Genomic DNA, 17,843 nt, shown 5'->3' with positions numbered 1-17,843 from the left:
CATCATTGGGTACGCCGTGACCCAGCTCACCGTTGCGTTCATATTGGTCGTGGAAGGCGCGTGGGAGGTACGGATGATCCACCCCTGGAGTATCGCCCGCCGGCTCTTCGTGGCGAACCTGCTGATTGTGGTGGTGTTCATCGCGATTGTTGGTTCGGCCACGTTCGTTGATGCCCGTGACCGCGCCTATGACGAGGCCGGCGTGCGGATGGCGGGGATTGCCGCTTCGATTGCGGCGAGCCCTCTGGTGCTGGAGGCGGCCGGCGGGCCGGACCCCTCAGCAGTCCTGCAGCCCTACGCCAGCGACGTTATGTCCGCAGCCGACGTCGACTTCGTCACCATCATGGCTCCCGACAGGACCCGTTGGACGCACCCGCGCGGGGAGGAAATCGGACGGCCATACATCGGCTCGATTGACGCTGCGCTGCGGGGTGAGCAGTACACGGAAGTGACGGCGGGGACGCTGGGCCCGTCAGTGCGGACGATCGTCCCGGTCAAGGATGAAGCGGGCGACGTGAAGGCGCTGGTGGCGGTGGGTGTCACGGTACGCACTGTGGATGTTGCCGTTGCCGGACGCCTGCCTGCCCTGTTGGCGATCGGCCTTGCCCTGCTGGTGGGAGGCTCGCTGGCCTCCTGGCTGCTGGGCCGGTATCTCCGGCGGGTCACGCGCGGCTGGGGGCCGGAGCAGCTCTCGCAGCTGTTCGCGTACTACGAGTCCGTCCTGCACTCGGTGCGGGAAGGGCTGATCCTCATCGATGCCAAGGGCCGTGTGGTGATGTACAACGACCAGGCGGCAGAACTGCTGGGCCTGGAGGGTGCCGGCAGCAAGGACCCTACCCGGCCGCCGTCGCTGGCGGAACTGCCGCTTGAGGAGGAGCTCCGGGAGTTGTTCGAGTCCGGGCGGACTGCCAAGGACGAGATTGTCCTCACTGGTTCGCGGGTCCTGGTGGTTAACCAGGGACCGGCCAAGGCGCCCGGGGCGCCGGGGAACCGCGGCCGGACAGCTGTCTACGGCACGGTGGCCACCCTGCGGGACCGGACCGAGATCGAGGCGTTGGGGAACGAACTGGAAACCATGCGCACCCTTTCGGGCGCGCTCCGCGCCCAGACGCACGAGCACGCCAACAGGCTCCACACCATGGTCTCCCTTCTGGAGCTCGGCCGGACACAGGAAGCCCTGGACTTTGCCACCCGGGACCTGGAACTGAGCCAGCAGCTGACCGATGACATGGTCAGCTCGGTGGATGAGCCCGTGCTGGGCGCCCTGGTCATGGGCAAGGTGGCCGAAGCGCACGAACGGGGGGTCCAGCTGGACGTTGCGACGCTGGGTTCCGGTAGTGTGGCGGGGGTCGCCGTGCAGGACCTGGTCACCATCCTGGGAAACCTGCTGGACAACGCGATTGATGCGGCCGCCGACGCTCCGCCGCCGCGGCGGGTGGAGCTGACAGTGGAGTCGGACGAGGAAGGGCTGGACATCGCCGTCCACGATTCCGGCGCCGTCCTGGACGCCCAGGCCGCGGACAATATCTTCCGGCACGGCTTCAGCACGAAGCCTTCCGGACCGGGCGGACGGGGCATCGGGCTGGCGCTGGTCCGGCAGGCGGTACAGCGCCTGGGAGGTACGCTGACCATCAACGGACGGCGCGGAGCGAAGTTCGAAGTATTTCTTCCCGCAGCGGTGTCCCCGCAGAAGGAGCACACCCCGTGAGCAACATCCGGGTCCTCGTCGTTGAGGACGAGGCCATCGCATCAGCCGCGCACGCTGCCTACATCGGGCGGTTGCCGGGCTTTGAGCTGGCCGGCAGCGCCCCTGACGGCCAGTCTGCCCTCCGCCTGCTCAGTGAGTTGTCCGCGGCAGGAAACCCTGTGGAGCTGGTCCTCCTGGACATGAACCTTCCGGACCTCCACGGGCTGGACATTGCTCGGCGGATGCGGGCGGCCGGTATCCTGGCGGACATCATCGCCATCACGGCGGTGCGGGAACTGGCGATCGTCCGGAACGCGGTGGCCATCGGGGTGGTCCAGTACCTGATCAAGCCGTTCACGTTCGCCACCTTCGCGGACAAGCTGGAAAGCTACCGGCAGTTCCGGCAGCAGCTCGCCGGCCCGAACGCGGGATCCGGAAAGACCGGCGCGTCCCAAAGCGAAGTGGACCAGGCCTTCGCCAGCCTGCGGGCGCCCTCGGAACTCCCCCTGCCCAAGGGCCTCTCGGTTTCCACGCTGGGCTCAGTGCAGGACTTCGTCAAGCAGCAGAGCGATGCCGTCTCGGCCACGGAAGTGATGGACGCCCTGGGCATGTCCCGCGTCACAGCACGGCGCTACCTGGAGTACCTTGCCGATGCGGGGACGGTCGCCAGGACTGCCCGCTACGGGACCCCGGGCAGGCCGGAGAACGAATACCGCTGGAACGGGCGCTGAGCCGCGCCGGGGTTCCGGAAGGTTCAACCCGCCGTGGGACGGAGGGTGCCGATGAGCTGGTCTATCACCCCGGCGTCCTCGATCGTTGAGGGCACTGTGTACTCCTCGCCGTCCGCAATCTGGCGCATGGTCTTGCGGAGGATTTTCCCGGACCGGGTCTTGGGCAGGGCTTCAACAACGGTGACGTGCTTAAAGTCCGCAACGGCGCCGATATCCCGGCGGACCAGCGCCACCAGGTCCTTGACCAGGACGTCCTCCGGCACCTCGACCCCGGACTTCAGCACAACGTAGCCGCTGGGACGCTGGCCCTTGAGCGGATCCGCGAGGCCGATCACCGCGCACTCAGCCACTGCCGGGTGTTGCCCAATGACCTGTTCCATGGCACCGGTGGAGAGCCGGTGCCCCGCAACGTTGATGATGTCGTCAGTCCGCCCCATGACGAACACGTAGCCGTCGCCGTCCTGGTAGCCGGAGTCACCCGTGGCGTAGCAGCCTTCGAAAGCCTGCAGGTAGGAGGAGATGTAGCGTTCGTCGTCGCCCCAGAGCGTGGCCAGCGTCCCGGGCGGCAGCGGCAGCCCCAGCACGATGTTGCCCTCGCTTCCCGGCCCCATATCCTCCCCGAGGCCATCCACGATGCGGAGCTTGAACCCCGGCATGGGAACGCTGGGCGAACCAGGTTTGATGGGCAGTTCTTCCAGTCCGCGGGGATTGGCACAAATGGCCCAGCCCGTCTCCGTTTGCCACCAGTGGTCCACCACCGGAACATGCAACGTCTGCGAGGCCCAGTGGAACGTGTCCGTATCCAGGCGCTCCCCTGCCGTGAAGAGGGTGCGCAGGCTGGAGATGTCGTATGCGCCGAGCAGGGCAGCCTCCGGGTCCGCCTTCCGGATGGCCCGCAGCGCCGTGGGCGCCGTGAACAGCACGTTGACGCCGTGGTCCTGGACAACACGCCAAAAAGCACCGGCGTCCGGGGTTCCCACCGGTTTTCCCTCGTAGAGGACTGTTGTGGCGCCGGCCAGCAGCGGGCCGTACACGATATAGGAGTGCCCCACTACCCAGCCGACATCCGACGCGGTCCACATGACGTCCCCGGGACCGATGCCGTAGATGTTTTCGAGCGTCCAGCTGAGGGCGACGGCGTGTCCGCCGTTGTCCCGGACCACGCCCTTGGGCGTACCGGTAGTACCGGAGGTGTACAGGATGTACAGCGGATCCGTGGCAGCGACGTCCACGGGCCCGGCCGGTTCCGCGGCGGCCATTTCAGTATCCCAGTCCAGCCAGCCGTGGTCCGCTGCCGTGGCGGCGAAACCTTCCCGTGCCGCGACAATGACGGGGAGATCCGGCGCACCTGCCAGGGCGAGGGCGTCCGCGACGGCGGGGAGGTATTCGATGCGGCGTGAGGGCTCGATTCCGCCCGAGGCAGTGACCACCAGCGCTGGGGCGGCATCCCGGATGCGCGAAGCGAGCTCCTTGGGGGCGAAGCCGCCAAACACCACGGAATGCACCGCCCCAAGCCGCGCAGTTGCGAGCATGGCAATGGCGGCCTCGGGAATCATCGGCATGTAGATCACCACCCGGTCACCCTTGCCAACACCGCGGTTGCGCAAGGCACCGGCAAAGCGCTCCACCAGCCCGGTGAGTTCCGCGTAGCTGAACCGCCGCTGGACGCCAAGCATGGCCGAATCGTAGATCAGCGCATCCTGGTCCCCCCGGCCGGCCTCCACGTGGCGGTCCAGGGCGTTGTAGGAAGTATTCAGGACGCCGTCCGGAAACCAGCCGTACAGCGGAGCGTTACCTGAATCCAGGGCGCGCTGGGGTTCCGTTGACCAGGAAACCTTGCCGGCGGTGCTGAGCCAGAACTCCTCCGGCTCCCGGAGGCTTTGTTCGTACGTGTCCCGATAGCTGTTGGTGACCATAAAAGTGCATCCCATCCACGACATTGTGATGACGCCATGCTAGCCCGCCCGTTGGAGGGAAAACAAGGGCAATGTATACACTCGTCAAGAAGTGTAGGGTCTAGATCCGCGGACCTGTGGCTTTTTGCGCTCTTCTGTATACACTGGAGAGGCAAACCATCGAAGGAGGCAAGGATGCGCGCCAGCGACAGGGCTTATGAAGCGCTGCGTGATGACATCACGGAGTGGCGCCTCCTGCCGGGGACCGTTCTGGCAGAGGTGGAGCAGTCGGAACGCCTTGGTGTCTCGCGCACCCCGCTTCGGGAGGCGCTGAGCCGGCTGACGGCGGAAGGGCTGACGACGACGGCAGGCAGCCGCGGCGTCGTCGTCACCGATGTTTCACTCGACGACATCGACGAACTGTTCGAGCTCCGCGAAACGCTGGAGTGCAAAGCCGCCGCCCTGGCCGCCGAACGCGGCGACTCTGCCGTCTTTCTGCAGCTGCAGAAGGAACTCCTGGAAGCACCGGCCCTCATCGACGGCAGCGATCCGGGCCGCCACGCCTATTACGACCTCGCGGGGCGCCTCGACGCGGCGATCGACGCTGCTGCCTCCAACTCCTACCTGGCCCAGTCCATGCGCGGACTGCGCGTGCACCTGGTCCGGGTGCGCAGGCTGGCCGCGGATGACGCACAGCGGCTCACTGCCGCCGCGGCCGAGCATGCGGCCATCGCTGAAGCGATAGCCCTCGGCAATCCCCGGCTGGCCGAGGCAGCCACCACCCTCCACCTGCACAGAAGCCTTTCACACGTCAAAAACACGCACACGCCTCATGACAAGGAGCACCATGGTTAAGGAACACCACGTCCGCGTTTACAAGAGCGAGGAGAACCTGCCCCGCGAAGAGCAGCTCGCCTACAAGATCGCCAAGGTTGCCACCGATCCCGTCGCCGTCACCGACGAGGTCACGGACATGGTGATCAACCGGGTGATCGACAACGCATCGGTGGCCATCGCGTCCTTGAACCGCGGCCCCATCGTGGCGGCCCGGGCCCAGGCCCTGGCCCATGGTCCCAGCACGGGCGGCCAGGGAGCCAAGGTCTTTGGTATCGGCGAGCGCGTTTCCCCCGAATGGGCGGCGTGGGCCAACGGGGTGGCGGTGCGCGAACTGGACTACCACGACACCTTCCTGGCCGCCGACTATTCACACCCGGGGGACAACATCCCGCCGATCCTTGCGGTTGCCCAGCACACCGGAGCCAGCGGACACGACCTCGTGAGGGGCATCGCCACCGGGTACGAGATCCAGGTGAACCTGGTCAAGGCCATCTGCCTGCACAAGCACAAGATCGACCACGTCGCCCACCTTGGCCCGTCGGCAGCGGCGGGTATCGGCACCCTGCTGGGGCTCGACGTCGAAACCATCTTCCAGTCCGTCGGCCAGGCACTGCACACCACCACCGCCACGCGGCAGTCGCGGAAGGGCGAGATCTCCACCTGGAAGGCGCATGCTCCTGCCTTCGCCGGGAAGATGGCGGTAGAGGCGGCGGACCGTGCCATGCGCGGCCAGACCTCCCCGGTTCCCATTTACGAGGGCGAGGACGGCGTGATCGCGTGGATGCTGGACGGCCCGGACGCGTCCTACCTGGTCCCCCTGCCGGAGGCGGGGGAAGCCAAGCGCGCCATCCTGGACACCTACACCAAGGAACATTCCGCCGAGTACCAGGCCCAGGCGTGGATCGACCTCGCCCGGAAGCTCAACCGTGAGCACCCGGAAGCCACCGATCCTGCGAACGTGAAGTCCGTACTGATCAAAACGAGCCACCACACGCACTACGTCATTGGCTCCGGCGCCAACGATCCGCAGAAGTACGATCCCAAGGCCAGCCGGGAAACCCTGGACCACTCCATCCCGTACATCTTTACCGTGGCGCTGCAGGATGGGGCGTGGCACCACGTGGACTCCTACGCCCCCGAACGCGCCGCCCGGCCGGACACGGTGGACCTGTGGCAGAAGGTGAGCACCGAGGAAGATCCCGAGTGGACGCGGCGCTACCACTCCCTGGACATTGCCGAGAAGGCCTTCGGCGGTTCCGTGGAGATCACCCTGGCGGACGGCACCGTGATCACGGACGAGATCGCCGTGGCGGATGCACACCCGCTCGGCGCCCGGCCCTTCGGCCGCGAGCAGTACGTCAACAAGTTCCGCACCCTCGCCGCCGGACTCGTGGAGGAGGCCGAAATCGAAAGGTTCCTGGCCGCCGTCGAACGCCTCCCGGAACTCGCCGCCGGTGAGCTGGACCAGCTGAACATCACTGCGGCACCGGGGGTCATCGACTTCGCGGCCGCGCCGAAGGGCCTCTTCTGATGCTGTACTCCAAGACCACGCCAGAGCAGAAGCGGATCCGGTTCCGGGAGCTGCTGGCCTCCGGAACCATCCAGCAGTTCCCCGGAGCCTTCAACCCCCTCTCGGCCCGGCTCATCGAGGAAAAGGGGTTCGCCGGCGTTTACATCTCCGGCGCCGTGCTGGCCAACGACCTCGGCCTGCCGGACATCGGCCTGACCACCCTCACCGAAGTCGCCACCCGCGCCGGACAGATCGCCCGCATGACGGACCTGCCCGCGATCGTGGATGCCGACACCGGGTTCGGTGAACCGATGAACGTGGCCCGCACTGTCCAGGAGATCGAGAATGCCGGCCTCGCCGGGCTGCACATCGAGGACCAGTTCAACCCCAAGCGCTGCGGCCACCTGGACGGCAAGAACGTGGTGGACCTCGAGACCGCCACCAAACGCATCCGTGCGGCAGCGGATTCACGGCGGGACCCGAACTTCCTCATCATGGCCCGCACCGACATCCGCGCCACGGATGGCCTCCAAGCAGCCCAGGACCGCGCAAAAGCCCTTGTGGACGCCGGCGCGGACGCCATTTTTCCCGAGGCGATGGCCACCCTGGACGAGTTCCAGGCCATCCGCGACGCCGTGGACGTGCCGATCCTGGCCAACATGACGGAGTTCGGAAAAAGCGAACTCTTCACCGTGGACCAGCTGGCTGGGGTGGGCGTGAACATGGTGATTTATCCGGTGACCCTGCTCCGTAGTGCCATGGGCGCTGCTGAGCGTACGCTGGACTCGATCAAGGCTGAGGGAACACAGGAGGCACAGGTGGGCAGCATGCTGACCCGTGCGCGGCTGTACGACCTCGTTGACTACGAGGCCTACAACCGCTTCGACACCGGGGTCTTCAATTTCCAAGTCCCCGGGAAGCACTAAAACGACCACCGCCGGCCGCGGCCGGCATCCGAAAGGCGACAGGAACAAGGGAGTTTCAGCATGGCTGAACAGGACATCAAAAAGGGTCTCGCCGGCGTCGTAGTGGATTACACAGCCGTCTCGAAGGTCAACCCGGACACCAACTCACTGCTGTACCGCGGCTACCCGGTCCAGGAGCTCGCCGCCCGGTGCAGCTTCGAGGAAGTTGCGTACCTGCTTTGGAACGGGGAACTGCCCAGCCAGGACCAGCTTGCCGAATTCACCGCGCGGGAGAAGGCCGGGCGCGCCCTGGACCCGGTGGTCAAGCAGGTTGTCGATGCGCTGCCCACCAGTTCGCACCCCATGGACGTGTGCCGCACGGCAGCTTCCGTGATGGGGGCGAGGCACCCGCTGGCGGAGGATTCGTCGCGGGAGGCCAACATGGCCAAGGCGGTGGACCTGTTCGCGGCGATGCCGGCCGTTGTGGCCTACGACCAGCGCCGGCGGCACGGCCACGGCGTCGTGGAGCCTCGGGACGATCTTGGCTACTCGGCAAACTTCCTCTGGATGGCCTTCGGCGAGGAGCAGGTGCCGGAGGTGGTGGAGGCTTTCAACGTTTCCATGATCCTGTATGCGGAGCACAGCTTCAACGCCTCGACCTTCACGGCACGGGTCATCACCTCCACGCTTTCGGACCTGCACTCGGCCGTCACCGGAGCCATCGGTGCGCTGAAGGGACCGCTGCACGGCGGCGCCAACGAGGCCGTCATGCACACTTTTGACGAGATCGGGATCCGGCCGGAGGAGTCCCTTGAGGAGGCGGCAGCACGCGCCAAGGCGTGGATGGAAAACGCGCTCGCCCAGAAGAAGAAGGTGATGGGCTTCGGCCACCGTGTGTACAAGCACGGCGACTCCAGGGTGCCCACCATGAAGGCTGCGCTGGACAAGATGATCGCCCACTACGGGCGGCCGGAAATCCTGGGCCTGTACCAGGGGCTGGAAATGGCCATGGACGAGGCCAAGGCCATCAAGCCCAACCTCGACTACCCGGCAGGGCCCACCTACCACCTAATGGGCTTCGATACGGCAACGTTCACTCCCCTGTTCGTTGCCAGCCGCATCACGGGCTGGACGGCTCACATCATGGAGCAGTTGGACTCCAATTCGCTGATCCGGCCGCTCAGCGAGTACAACGGGCCCGAGGAGCGGCACCTGCCGTAACCCCCGCCCCTGCGGGCAGCACGACGACGGCGGGGAGCCACGGCGGCGCGGTCACCTTCCAAGGTGGCCGCGCCGCCGTCGTCCTTTAGGAGTCCCGCCGCTTCAGAACAAAAGGCTCTCCGAGGAGGCCACGGCTTCATTGTCGTTGTCCATGGTGACCAGGATGTTCACCCTGCCGCCCTCCAGCACCACCGGCAGCCAGTGGTCCGCATCCTGCCACATCCGGTCCACGGGCAGCGCTGCGGCATCAAACCAGGCGGGGGCGATCTCGATGCTTTCCGTGGGTTCGCCTTCCCAGCTCCGGGCGGTGAACAGGCGGGTGTCCATGTCCCATTCCGGCCTGGCAGGAAACACGAACCGCACAACCCCCGCGTCCCTGAGGTCTTCGTGGCGGAGCCTGACGTCGGCTTCCTCCCGTACCTCGCGGATCACTGCGTCCGCGTCGGTCTCCCCCGCTTCGACGTGGCCGCCGATGCCGACGATCTTTCCCCGCCCGAAGCCGGTCTTCTTCAGCCCCAGCAGCACCTGCGGGGCGCCGTCGACTTCCCGGAGCAGGAAACACAGGGCCACTGCGGCTCCAGCCATGGTCAGCCCAGCGCCCGGGGATGCGCCGCGGCGTAGATCTCCCGCAGGGTATCGGCCGTGACCAGTGTGTACACCTGGGTGGTGGTCACCGAGGCATGCCCCAGGAGTTCCTGGACCACGCGGACGTCGGCGCCGCCTTCGAGCAGGTGGGTGGCGAACGAGTGCCGAAGGGTGTGCGGAGAAACGTCTTTGGTGATGTTCGCCTTTTCGGCTGCCGCCTTGAGGATGGTCCAGGCACTCTGGCGGCTGATCCGGCCGCCGCGGGCGTTCAGGAACAGTGCCGGCGTGCCTTTCCCCTTGGCCGCCAGCAGGGGACGGCCGCGCACCAGGTAGGCGTCCAGCGCCCGGGCGCCGTACGAGCCAAGAGGCACCAGGCGTTCCTTGGACCCCTTCCCGAAGAGCCGCACGATGGCCGGGCCCGATTCGGCTTCCGCCAGGGAAACGTCGTCAACGTCCAGGCCCACGGCCTCACTGATCCGGGCACCGGTGGAATAGAGGAACTCAAGGAGGGCCCGGTCCCGCAGCCCCGTTGCCGTATCCGTTCCCGCCGCCTCAAGGATCCTGGTCACCTCGTCCACGCTGATGGCCTTGGGCAGCCGCTTCCCGGGCATCGGCGGATGGACCTCACTGGCGGGGTCGGAAGGGGTCTGCCCCTCCAGGGCCCAGAACTTGTGGAGGCCACGGACTGCCACCACAGTCCTGGCCGCGGACCGCACACCCAGGGCGGTGCCGCCGTCGGAACCATCCGAGAGGGCCTGGACGAATCCTGTTACGTGACGGCGGGTGACCTCCTCCGGGCGCCGGCAACCGGCAGCTGTTAGGTAGCGGGAGTAGCGGGCAAGGTCGCGCCGGTAGGCGGCCAGGGTGTTGGCCGCGAGCCCGCGCTCAACGCCCATGTGCTGGAGGTAGTCGGTGATGCCGCGGTCAATGGCTGTTAGCGGGGCTGCCGGTGGTGCGGAGTCCTGGACCGGTGCTGCCGGGGCGGGGTTTGCCGAATCGGAAGCGGCCGGAACGGCACCTGCCGGGGCAAGACCGGTGGAAGGACCAGGGACCATCAGCGCTGGCTGGGGTGCTCGGGCCACGGCGCATCCCCCGGACGGAGGCGTTCGTACCCGTCGGTGCGTGCCGCGGCCGCCGCCAGGATTCCGACGACGGCGGACGGGTTGTGGAGCCTGCCGGCCAGCACGGATTCCACGGCGTCGTCCAGGCTGATCCAGTGGAACTCGATCTCGGCTTCCTCGTCCGTCCGCTCGTGCCGCTCATGGTGCGGGACCTCCGAGAGGTCGCGGGCCAAGTAGATCCTGATGGCCTCGCTGGAGGACCCCGGAGAATTGAAGACGTCAGCCAGGACGTTCCACGTGCCGGCGGCCAGGTCGGCCTCTTCGGCAAGCTCACGCGCCGCACCCACCACGAACCCTTCGCCCTCGACGTCGAGCAGCCCGGCGGGTATTTCCCAAAGGTCCATGCCCACGGGGTGCCGGTACTGCTTCAGGAGGAGGATCTCGCCGTCGTCGTTCATGGGCAGGACGGCAACGGCGCCGGGGTGGTCAATGTAATCCCGGGTGAGCGCTTCGCCCGTCTCCTGCAGCTGGAAGGTGTCGCTGACGACGTCCCAGATCCGGCCTTCGTACACCTTCTCGGTGGACAAAAGACGGCGCGGGCTCGGTGCATCCGAAACCTTTACTACATGGGTGGCTTCGTGTGTACCGGGCATCGCGCCGTCCTTTGTGTCGTGCGGAACTACTTAGCGGCTACCGTACCGGAATGCCCGGCCTCCGCTGCGCCGGCCCCCACGGTGGCGGCCGTGTCGGAGCCCTGCTGGTGGTCCAGGGCTGCCTTCACCAGGCCGGCGAACAGCGGGTGCGGCCGGGTGGGGCGCGAGCTCAGCTCGGGGTGCGCCTGGGTGGCCACGTAGTACGGGTGGACGTCGGCGGGCAGTTCGACGAACTCCACGAGCTTGCCGTCCGGTGATGTGCCGGAGAAGACCAGGCCCTGGGCTGCGATCTGCTCGCGGTACTTGTTGTTGACCTCGTAGCGGTGGCGGTGGCGTTCGCTGACGGTGGTCTTGCCGTAGGTTTCGGCGATGACGGATCCGGGGTCGAGCTTGGCTTCGTAGAGGCCCAGGCGCATGGTGCCGCCCAGGTCGCCGCGGCCTTCGACGAATTCCAGCTGCTCTTCCATGGTGGCGATGACCGGGTACTTGGAATCGGGTTCGAATTCGCTGGAGGAAGCACCTTCGAGTCCCACCACGTTGCGGGCGTACTCGATGACCATGCACTGCAGGCCGAGGCACAGCCCCAGGACGGGCAGTTTGGTTTCGCGGGCGAACTTCAACGCGCCCAGCTTGCCCTCGAGCCCGCGGATGCCGAAGCCGCCCGGGACGCAGATGGCGTCGACGCCGTCGAGCGCCTTGATGGCGCCCTCGCGGGTTTCGCATTCGTCTGACGGCACCCAGCGGATCTTGACCTTGGTGTCGTTGGCGAAGCCGCCGGCGCGCAGGGCCTCGGTCACGGAAAGGTAGGCGTCCGGCAGGTCGATGTACTTGCCCACCAGAGCAATTTCCACGTGGTGCTTGGGGTTGTGGACGGCTTCGAGCAGCTTGTCCCAGCTGGTCCAGTCCACATCCTTGAACGGCAGGTCCAGGGCGCGCACGATGTAGGAATCCAGGCCCTGCGTGTGGAGGGTCTTCGGGATGTCGTAGATGCTCGGCGCATCCGCAGCGTTAACCACGGCGTCGATGTCGACGTCGCACATCCGGCCGATCTTCTCGCGCATGGCGTCAGGAACTTCGCGGTCCGAGCGGATAACAATCGCTTCGGGCTGGATGCCGATGGACCGCAGGGCGGCAACGGAGTGCTGGGTGGGCTTGGTCTTCAGTTCCTGGGACGGCCCGATGTACGGGACCAGCGAGACGTGGAGGAAGAAGACGTTGGTGCGGCCGATGTCCTGGCGTACCTGGCGGGCCGATTCGAGGAACGGCTGGGACTCAATGTCGCCCACGGTGCCGCCGATTTCGGTGATGATGACGTCCGGGGCGTTCTTGCCTTCGGCGGGCAGGCGCATCCGGCGCTTGATCTCGTCCGTGATGTGCGGGATGACCTGGACGGTGTCCCCGAGGTACTCGCCGCGGCGTTCCTTGGCGATGACCGTGGAGTACACCTGCCCGGTGGTCACATTCGCGGAGCCTTCCAGGTTCTCGTCCAGGAAACGCTCGTAGTGCCCGATGTCCAGGTCCGTTTCGGCGCCGTCGTCGGTGACGAAGACTTCGCCGTGCTGGAAGGGATTCATGGTGCCCGGATCCACGTTCAGGTAGGGATCGAGCTTCTGCATAGTTACAGACAGGCCACGCGCACGCAGCAGGTGGCCGAGGCTAGATGCCGTCAGTCCCTTACCGAGCGAGGACGCCACACCACCGGTTACGAAGATGTGTTTGGTCGTCTTGGACGAGCCCGGGAACCGGGAATTTACACGGGAATTTGATCGCTGCACCACGGAATTCGAGCCTATCATCATTTGAGCCTTCCACGGATCGCTGGGAGTGCTTCCCAAATGCCCCAGTCTGCCGGTCCGGCCGCCCCCGGAGCAAGGGGTGGCCGGTGGTTGGCACCCCGGCAGGAGCGGGGTTCAGGCCCGCTGCGGCAGGAGTTTCGCGTCGTCCAGCAGTTCCTGGGCGTGGGCCTGCGCCGATTCAGAATCCTCCTGGCCAGCCAGCATGCGGGCCAGTTCGCGGACGCGTTCGGAACCGTCAAGGAGGCGGACATCACTTGAGGTGAACCCGGTGGCTGTTTTGCCGTCGGCTCCCCTGACAGAGGTTTTGGTGACGGTGATGTGCTGGTCCGCGAAGGCGGCCACCTGCGGCAGGTGCGTGACCACCAGCACTTGGACGTGGCGTGCCAGCATGGCCAGCCTGCGGCCGATCTCGACGGCGGCACGTCCACCCACTCCCGCGTCCACTTCGTCGAAAACGAAGGTGGGGACGGGGTCCACGGCGGCCAGCACCACTTCAATGGCGAGCATGACACGCGAGAGTTCACCGCCGGACGCGCCCTTGCCCAGCGGCCGGGCCGGCGCGCCGGAGTGGGGCTGCAGGAGGAAACTGATCTCGTCAGCGCCGTATGGGGTTAGCTGGCCGGCCGGCTCGATGGTGATGATCATGGTGGCATCGGCCATGGCCAGCGCCTTAAGCTCCGCGCTGACCCGGGCCGAGAGGTCCTTGGCGGCCTTGCCCCTGATCTTGCTGATGGCGGCCGCCTGCTTCTGCAGGTCCGCCTCGGCCTTCACCACTTCCGCGTCCAGGGTTTCGATCCGGGTGGAATCGTCCTGCAGTTCGTCGTAGCGGACGCGGGCGTTCTCTGCCCAGGCCAGGACCTCGTCGATGGTGGGTGCGTACTTGCGGACCAGTTTGGCCAAGGCTGCCCGCCGGTCCTCAATTTCGGCGAGCCGTTCCGGCCCTTCTGTATCCAGGCCGGCCTGGTAGCTGGCCAGCTCCGTGGCGATATCGTTCAGCAGGAAGCCCACCTCGGCCAGCCGCGCAGCCGCCGAACCCAGCTCGGCGTCGTGCTCTGCCACCTGCTCCAACGTCCGCTTGGCTGCGTCCACCAGGGTAGTGGCGTCCCCCGCCTCGCCGAAGTCCTCGGCAATGAGGGCCTGGTGGGCCGTACTTGCTGCGATGCGGAGCTCCTCCACGTTGGCGAGCTTGACGGCCTCTGCCTTGAGCAGCTCGTCCTCCCCCGGCTGCGGATCCACCTCGTCAATCTCGGCGAGGGCCGCCTCAAGCGATTCGGCCTCGCGCAGCCTGTCCCTGGCAGCACTGCGGAGCGTGTCCAGCTCCGCCTGGCTGGCCTTCCAGTGGCTGTAGAGGTCCTGGTAGGCGGCCAGCGGGCCAGCCAGAGCGTCACCCGCGAACTTGTCCAGGGCACCGCGCTGGGCGGCGGCCCCCTTGAGCCGGATCTGGTCCGACTGTCCGTGGACCACCACGAGGGTCTCGCCGATCTCGGCAAGGACGCCCACCGGCGCGGCCCTGCCGCCCAGGAAGGCACGGCTGCGGCCGTCCGAACCAAGGCGGCGGGCCAGGATCAGCTCGGCGCCGCCGTCGAACTCTTCCGCCTCGGCACCTGCCTCCTGTGCCCGGGCAATGGCGGGATGCCCGGCGTCGAGCTTCAGCACTGCTTCAGCCGTGGCACTTTTGGCGCCACTCCTGACGGCGCCGGCGTCGGAGCGGGCACCGAGGAGGAGCCCGACGGCGGTGACCACCATGGTCTTGCCCGCACCTGTCTCACCTGTCACCACACTCAGGCCTGGCCCGAGCGGCAGCGTTGCGTCAGTGATGACGCCAAGATCGCGGATTCTCAGTTCTTCAAGCATGGCTTCACTTTGCGGTCGGCGGATCGGTTTCTACATCAGGCAGCTCAGCCTGCGGCACCTGGAGCGGAGGCATGGGGCGCGGCGTCCGGATGATGGGGATAGGGCCGGTGTGGACGGCTTCAGCCTTGGGAACCGGGCCGCGCCAGCCGTGGATCGGCAGCTCAAACTTACGCACCAGCCGCGCGGAAAACGGAGTCTGGTGCGTCCGCGCCAGCCTCACCGGGGTGGCGGATTTCGTCACTTCGACCCTTGCGCCCGGAGGCAGGTCCACCGAGCGCCTGCCGTCACACCACAGGACGCCCTGGGCATCAGTGCGGCCAAGGACCTCCACCGCAAGCCGGGAACGGGGCGAGACCACCAGGGGTTTGGCGAAGAGGGCATGGGCGCTGATGGGGACGATGACCAGGGCCTCCACCTCAGGCCAGACAACGGGGCCGCCGGCAGAAAAGCCGTAGGCCGTGGAACCGGTAGGCGTGGCCAGCACAATGCCGTCGCAGCCAAAGGATGTCAGCGGACGCTCATCCACTTCGGTGACCACCTCCAGCATGCGTTCGCGGTTGGCCTTCTCGATGGCGGCCTCGTTCAGCGCCCACGTGTGCCAGATCTTCTGGCCGCGGACCCACACCTGGACATCGATGGTCATGCGCTCTTCCACTGTGTACTCACGGCTGGCGATCCATTCGACCGTCTGGGCCAGGTCCGCCCGCTCGCTTTCGGCGAGGAATCCCACGTGGCCAAGGTTCACGCCGAGCAGCGGAACATCCACCTCGCGGACAAGCTCGGCCGCGCGCAGGATGGTGCCGTCGCCGCCGAGGACCATGACGAGTTCAACGTCCGGGAGCTGGACATGGTCGTGGAGGACCTCCACGGGCTGCGCCAGGTGCCCGAAGAACCGCTCCATGTCCCCAAGTTCGGACTCCTGCATGACAGGCACGATGCCCGAGGCATGAAGCAGGGCGCACGCCTCCCAGGCGGCTTTCAGCGAGTCCTCGCGGCCGGTATGGGCGAGGACCAGTACACGCCTGCTCATCAGGTTCCGCTCTCTAGTGGTTCGGCCAGATACGTCCGAGCAAGGCAGCGGCCGCTGCCTCCCGCTCTTCGATCTTAGGCAAGTCTTGGGTCATCCTGCGTTTTATCCACAGGAAGTATTCAACGTTTCCGTCCTGGCCGGGCAGCGGACTCTGCGCGAGGCCCCTTAGGTCGAGCCCGGCGTCGAGCGCCGCCTTGGCCACCTTCTCCACCGCCAGCCGCCGTTCCCGCTCGGAGGTCACCACGCCGGTGCGTCCCAGCCGGTCCTTCCCGATTTCGAACTGCGGCTTCACCATCAGCACCAGGTCCCCGCCGGGTTCAGTGCATTCCGCAAGTGGACGGACCACGAGGGTGAGGGAGATGAAGGACAGGTCAGCCACCGTGAGCTCGGCGCGACCGCCTATGTCCGCGGGCGCCATATAGCGGACGTTCAGTCCCTCGTGGACCTCCACGCGCGGATCCTCCCGGAGCTGCGGCACCAGCTGGCCGTGCCCGACGTCGACCGCCACCACCTGTTCCGCACCGCGCCTCAGCAGCACATCGGTAAAGCCCCCGGTGGACGCTCCGGCGTCGAGGCACCTTTTTCCCGTTGCCGAAACCTCGGGGAAAGCGTCAAGGGCGCCGGCCAGTTTGTATCCTGCGCGGCTGGCATAGGCGTCCTGTTCGTCATGTTGAACGGCAAGGTCCCTGTCCTCATCAACCTGGAGGGACGCCTTGGCGAGGACCTGACCGGCGGAGCTGACTTTGCCTTCGGCGATCAGGGCGGCGGCGTGGGTGCGGGACCGTGCAAGGCCGCGGGCAACCAGCGCCTGGTCGAGGCGGACCGGCATCAGGCGGCACCGTCAGTCGGACCGCTGCCCGGGTCACTGTTGGCGGGATCACTGTTTAGTGCGGCGAGCAGTTCATCGTGGAGTTCGTTGTAGACGGCCTCATGCTCTGCCACCGGGACCTGGGGCAAGGCCGCAAGCCTTGCCAGGGCGTGCGCCACCGCCGGGTCCGAGACACCCGCGTCGCCGGTTTCAGGCCAATCCAGGGAAGGCTGGGCTGCTGCGGGTTCGGGTTCGGTCAGCTCAGTCATTCCACCAGTCTAGTGATCCAACCAGACGAGTTCGGGCGCCTGGGGTGCGGCCGCGTCCGGGGTGGCTGCCCACCAGGCTGCGCACGCGGCACGCCAGGAATCCAAGTTGTCCTGGCTTCCTATGATGCCTACTGCGCCGTTGGCCACGCGGGCGGTGGCCTCACCGCAGGCGTACGTGCCGTCGTCGTGCGTGACTTCCGGGTACGCCCTGTGCAGGTCCGCAAGGGAGCTGATGATGTAGTCCGGGCGCTCGGCGGCGCGGGCAGCCAGGATGGTTTGCCGGGTATCGACGCCGGTCAGTACCGCCACGGTAGCGAAGCCCGCGTTGTTCCCGCCCAGGATATCCGTGTCCAGCCGGTCACCCACCACCAGGGGGCGCTCCGCTTCCAGCCGCTTGGCTGCAGAGTGGAACAGAGGCGCTTCGGGCTTGCCGGCCACCTGCGGGGTTTGGCCTGTTGCGGCTGCAACAGCCTGCACCAGCGTGCCGTTCCCCGGGGCGATGCCGCGGGCCTGCGGTATGGACATGTCGGTGTTCGTGGCCACCCAAAGAGCCCCTGCATTCACGACGTAGGTGGCTTCGGCGAGGTCCTTCCACCCAATCTCGGGGTTGAAACCCTGGACCACGGCTACCGGGTCCTCGTCCTGGCCGTACACCGGCACCAGGCCCACGAGCTCGATTTCCGCGGCCAGCGCCGGGCTGCCGGTGATCAGGACCCTGGAGCCCGGAGCCAGCAGGGAGGCGAGCAGGTCCGCGGCGGCCTGCGAGGAACTGACAACCTGCCGGTCCTCCGCAGGCGCCCCGAGTTCCCGGAGGTGGGCAGCCACCTGTGCGGGTGAACGGGATGCATTGTTGGTCACATAGCCCAGCCCCACGCCAAGGCCGGAGAGCTGCTTCAGGGACTCAACCGCACCGGGGATGGCGTGCGGTCCGGCGTAAACCACGCCATCCAGGTCGGCCAGGAGTGCATCGAACAGGGAAATCAGGGGAACGTCACTCATCC

Annotated in this window: 16 protein-coding genes; 6 read left to right on the top strand and 10 right to left on the bottom strand. The window is 66.9% G+C overall.

What is annotated here, in order from left to right:
- Window positions 1-73: 73 nt before the first annotated feature.
- Both KTR40_RS07315 and KTR40_RS07310 read left to right on the top strand, forming a co-directional pair.
- Window positions 74-1,708 carry an ATP-binding protein gene (locus KTR40_RS07315; protein WP_139028833.1) on the top strand — a complete coding sequence of 545 codons (1,635 nt, stop codon included), beginning with the start codon at window positions 74-76 and terminating at the stop codon, window positions 1,706-1,708.
- Window positions 1,705-2,418, top strand: coding sequence for a response regulator (locus KTR40_RS07310; protein ID WP_139028818.1), 714 nt, complete (start codon window positions 1,705-1,707; stop codon window positions 2,416-2,418). The genes KTR40_RS07315 and KTR40_RS07310 overlap by 4 nt, the downstream gene beginning before the upstream one ends.
- A 23-nt stretch (window positions 2,419-2,441) precedes the next feature.
- On the opposite strand, the gene KTR40_RS07305 is transcribed toward KTR40_RS07310, so the two are convergent.
- Window positions 2,442-4,334: an AMP-binding protein gene (locus KTR40_RS07305; protein ID WP_139028817.1), complete on the bottom strand. Its 1,893-nt coding sequence runs from the start codon at window positions 4,332-4,334 to the stop codon at window positions 2,442-2,444.
- Window positions 4,335-4,508: 174 nt separating this feature from the next.
- Here KTR40_RS07305 and KTR40_RS07300 point away from each other — a divergent pair, with 174 nt between their 5' ends.
- From KTR40_RS07300 to KTR40_RS07285, 4 genes are read left to right on the top strand one after another with little or no spacing between them, the layout of a single operon-like run.
- The gene (locus KTR40_RS07300; RefSeq protein WP_139028816.1) at window positions 4,509-5,168 is read left to right on the top strand and encodes a GntR family transcriptional regulator; all 660 of its coding nucleotides are present in this window, start codon (window positions 4,509-4,511) and stop codon (window positions 5,166-5,168) included.
- Window positions 5,161-6,681, top strand: a complete 1,521-nt coding sequence (locus KTR40_RS07295) for an MmgE/PrpD family protein (protein ID WP_139028815.1) — start codon at window positions 5,161-5,163, stop codon at window positions 6,679-6,681. Before KTR40_RS07300 ends, KTR40_RS07295 begins: the two co-directional genes overlap by 8 nt.
- Window positions 6,681-7,586 carry a methylisocitrate lyase gene (gene prpB / locus KTR40_RS07290; RefSeq protein ID WP_139028814.1) on the top strand — a complete coding sequence of 302 codons (906 nt, stop codon included), beginning with the start codon at window positions 6,681-6,683 and terminating at the stop codon, window positions 7,584-7,586. Before KTR40_RS07295 ends, prpB begins: the two co-directional genes overlap by 1 nt.
- Window positions 7,587-7,646: 60 nt before the next feature.
- Window positions 7,647-8,786, top strand: coding sequence for a bifunctional 2-methylcitrate synthase/citrate synthase (locus tag KTR40_RS07285; RefSeq protein WP_139028813.1), 1,140 nt, complete (start codon window positions 7,647-7,649; stop codon window positions 8,784-8,786).
- Window positions 8,787-8,888: 102 nt separating this feature from the next.
- Here KTR40_RS07285 and KTR40_RS07280 read toward each other — a convergent pair whose 3' ends face one another.
- The 9 genes from KTR40_RS07280 to KTR40_RS07240 all read right to left on the bottom strand — a co-directional run bounded on the left by KTR40_RS07280 (window position 8,889) and on the right by KTR40_RS07240 (window position 17,841).
- Window positions 8,889-9,371, bottom strand: coding sequence for an 8-oxo-dGTP diphosphatase (locus KTR40_RS07280; protein ID WP_228405739.1), 483 nt, complete (start codon window positions 9,369-9,371; stop codon window positions 8,889-8,891).
- Window positions 9,372-9,373: 2 nt separating this feature from the next.
- Complete coding sequence (gene xerD / locus KTR40_RS07275) at window positions 9,374-10,426, bottom strand: site-specific tyrosine recombinase XerD (RefSeq protein WP_228405738.1); 1,053 nt, start codon at window positions 10,424-10,426, stop codon at window positions 9,374-9,376.
- A complete protein-coding gene (locus KTR40_RS07270; RefSeq protein WP_228405737.1) occupies window positions 10,426-11,085 on the bottom strand; it encodes an NUDIX hydrolase in 660 nt (219 codons plus the stop codon). Before KTR40_RS07270 ends, xerD begins: the two co-directional genes overlap by 1 nt.
- Window positions 11,086-11,111: 26 nt before the next feature.
- A complete protein-coding gene (locus tag KTR40_RS07265) occupies window positions 11,112-12,881 on the bottom strand; it encodes a CTP synthase (protein WP_139028832.1) in 1,770 nt (589 codons plus the stop codon).
- A gap of 114 nt (window positions 12,882-12,995) precedes the next feature.
- Complete coding sequence (gene recN, locus KTR40_RS07260; protein WP_139028809.1) at window positions 12,996-14,735, bottom strand: DNA repair protein RecN; 1,740 nt, start codon at window positions 14,733-14,735, stop codon at window positions 12,996-12,998.
- 4 nt (window positions 14,736-14,739) lie between these two features.
- Window positions 14,740-15,765 carry an NAD kinase gene (locus KTR40_RS07255; RefSeq protein WP_139028808.1) on the bottom strand — a complete coding sequence of 342 codons (1,026 nt, stop codon included), beginning with the start codon at window positions 15,763-15,765 and terminating at the stop codon, window positions 14,740-14,742.
- A 13-nt stretch (window positions 15,766-15,778) separates the two neighbouring features.
- The gene (locus tag KTR40_RS07250; protein WP_228405736.1) at window positions 15,779-16,594 is read right to left on the bottom strand and encodes a TlyA family RNA methyltransferase; all 816 of its coding nucleotides are present in this window, start codon (window positions 16,592-16,594) and stop codon (window positions 15,779-15,781) included.
- A complete protein-coding gene (locus KTR40_RS07245; RefSeq protein ID WP_228405735.1) occupies window positions 16,594-16,842 on the bottom strand; it encodes a hypothetical protein in 249 nt (82 codons plus the stop codon). The genes KTR40_RS07250 and KTR40_RS07245 overlap by 1 nt, the downstream gene beginning before the upstream one ends.
- A 9-nt stretch (window positions 16,843-16,851) precedes the next feature.
- Entirely contained in the window at window positions 16,852-17,841 is a 990-nt protein-coding gene (locus KTR40_RS07240; protein WP_228405734.1) for an HAD-IIA family hydrolase, read from the bottom strand.
- Window positions 17,842-17,843 lie beyond the last annotated feature (2 nt).

The organism is Pseudarthrobacter sp. L1SW (assembly GCF_020809045.1).
Taxonomy (GTDB): Bacteria; Actinomycetota; Actinomycetes; order Actinomycetales; family Micrococcaceae; genus Arthrobacter.
This window is presented reverse-complemented; position numbering and strand designations above follow the sequence as displayed.

Coding starts and splice junctions, on each gene's coding strand:
- prpB (WP_139028814.1), top strand. CDS start 6,681: ATGCTGTACTCCAAGACCACGCCAGAGCAGAAGCGGATCCGGTTCCGG.
- KTR40_RS07240 (WP_228405734.1), bottom strand. CDS start 17,841: ATGAGTGACGTTCCCCTGATTTCCCTGTTCGATGCACTCCTGGCCGAC.
- KTR40_RS07305 (WP_139028817.1), bottom strand. CDS start 4,334: ATGGTCACCAACAGCTATCGGGACACGTACGAACAAAGCCTCCGGGAG.
- KTR40_RS07285 (WP_139028813.1), top strand. CDS start 7,647: ATGGCTGAACAGGACATCAAAAAGGGTCTCGCCGGCGTCGTAGTGGAT.
- KTR40_RS07245 (WP_228405735.1), bottom strand. CDS start 16,842: ATGACTGAGCTGACCGAACCCGAACCCGCAGCAGCCCAGCCTTCCCTG.
- KTR40_RS07270 (WP_228405737.1), bottom strand. CDS start 11,085: ATGCCCGGTACACACGAAGCCACCCATGTAGTAAAGGTTTCGGATGCA.
- KTR40_RS07300 (WP_139028816.1), top strand. CDS start 4,509: ATGCGCGCCAGCGACAGGGCTTATGAAGCGCTGCGTGATGACATCACG.
- KTR40_RS07315 (WP_139028833.1), top strand. CDS start 74: ATGATCCACCCCTGGAGTATCGCCCGCCGGCTCTTCGTGGCGAACCTG.
- KTR40_RS07280 (WP_228405739.1), bottom strand. CDS start 9,371: ATGGCTGGAGCCGCAGTGGCCCTGTGTTTCCTGCTCCGGGAAGTCGAC.
- xerD (WP_228405738.1), bottom strand. CDS start 10,426: ATGGTCCCTGGTCCTTCCACCGGTCTTGCCCCGGCAGGTGCCGTTCCG.
- recN (WP_139028809.1), bottom strand. CDS start 14,735: ATGCTTGAAGAACTGAGAATCCGCGATCTTGGCGTCATCACTGACGCA.
- KTR40_RS07295 (WP_139028815.1), top strand. CDS start 5,161: ATGGTTAAGGAACACCACGTCCGCGTTTACAAGAGCGAGGAGAACCTG.
- KTR40_RS07265 (WP_139028832.1), bottom strand. CDS start 12,881: ATGATAGGCTCGAATTCCGTGGTGCAGCGATCAAATTCCCGTGTAAAT.
- KTR40_RS07250 (WP_228405736.1), bottom strand. CDS start 16,594: ATGCCGGTCCGCCTCGACCAGGCGCTGGTTGCCCGCGGCCTTGCACGG.
- KTR40_RS07255 (WP_139028808.1), bottom strand. CDS start 15,765: ATGAGCAGGCGTGTACTGGTCCTCGCCCATACCGGCCGCGAGGACTCG.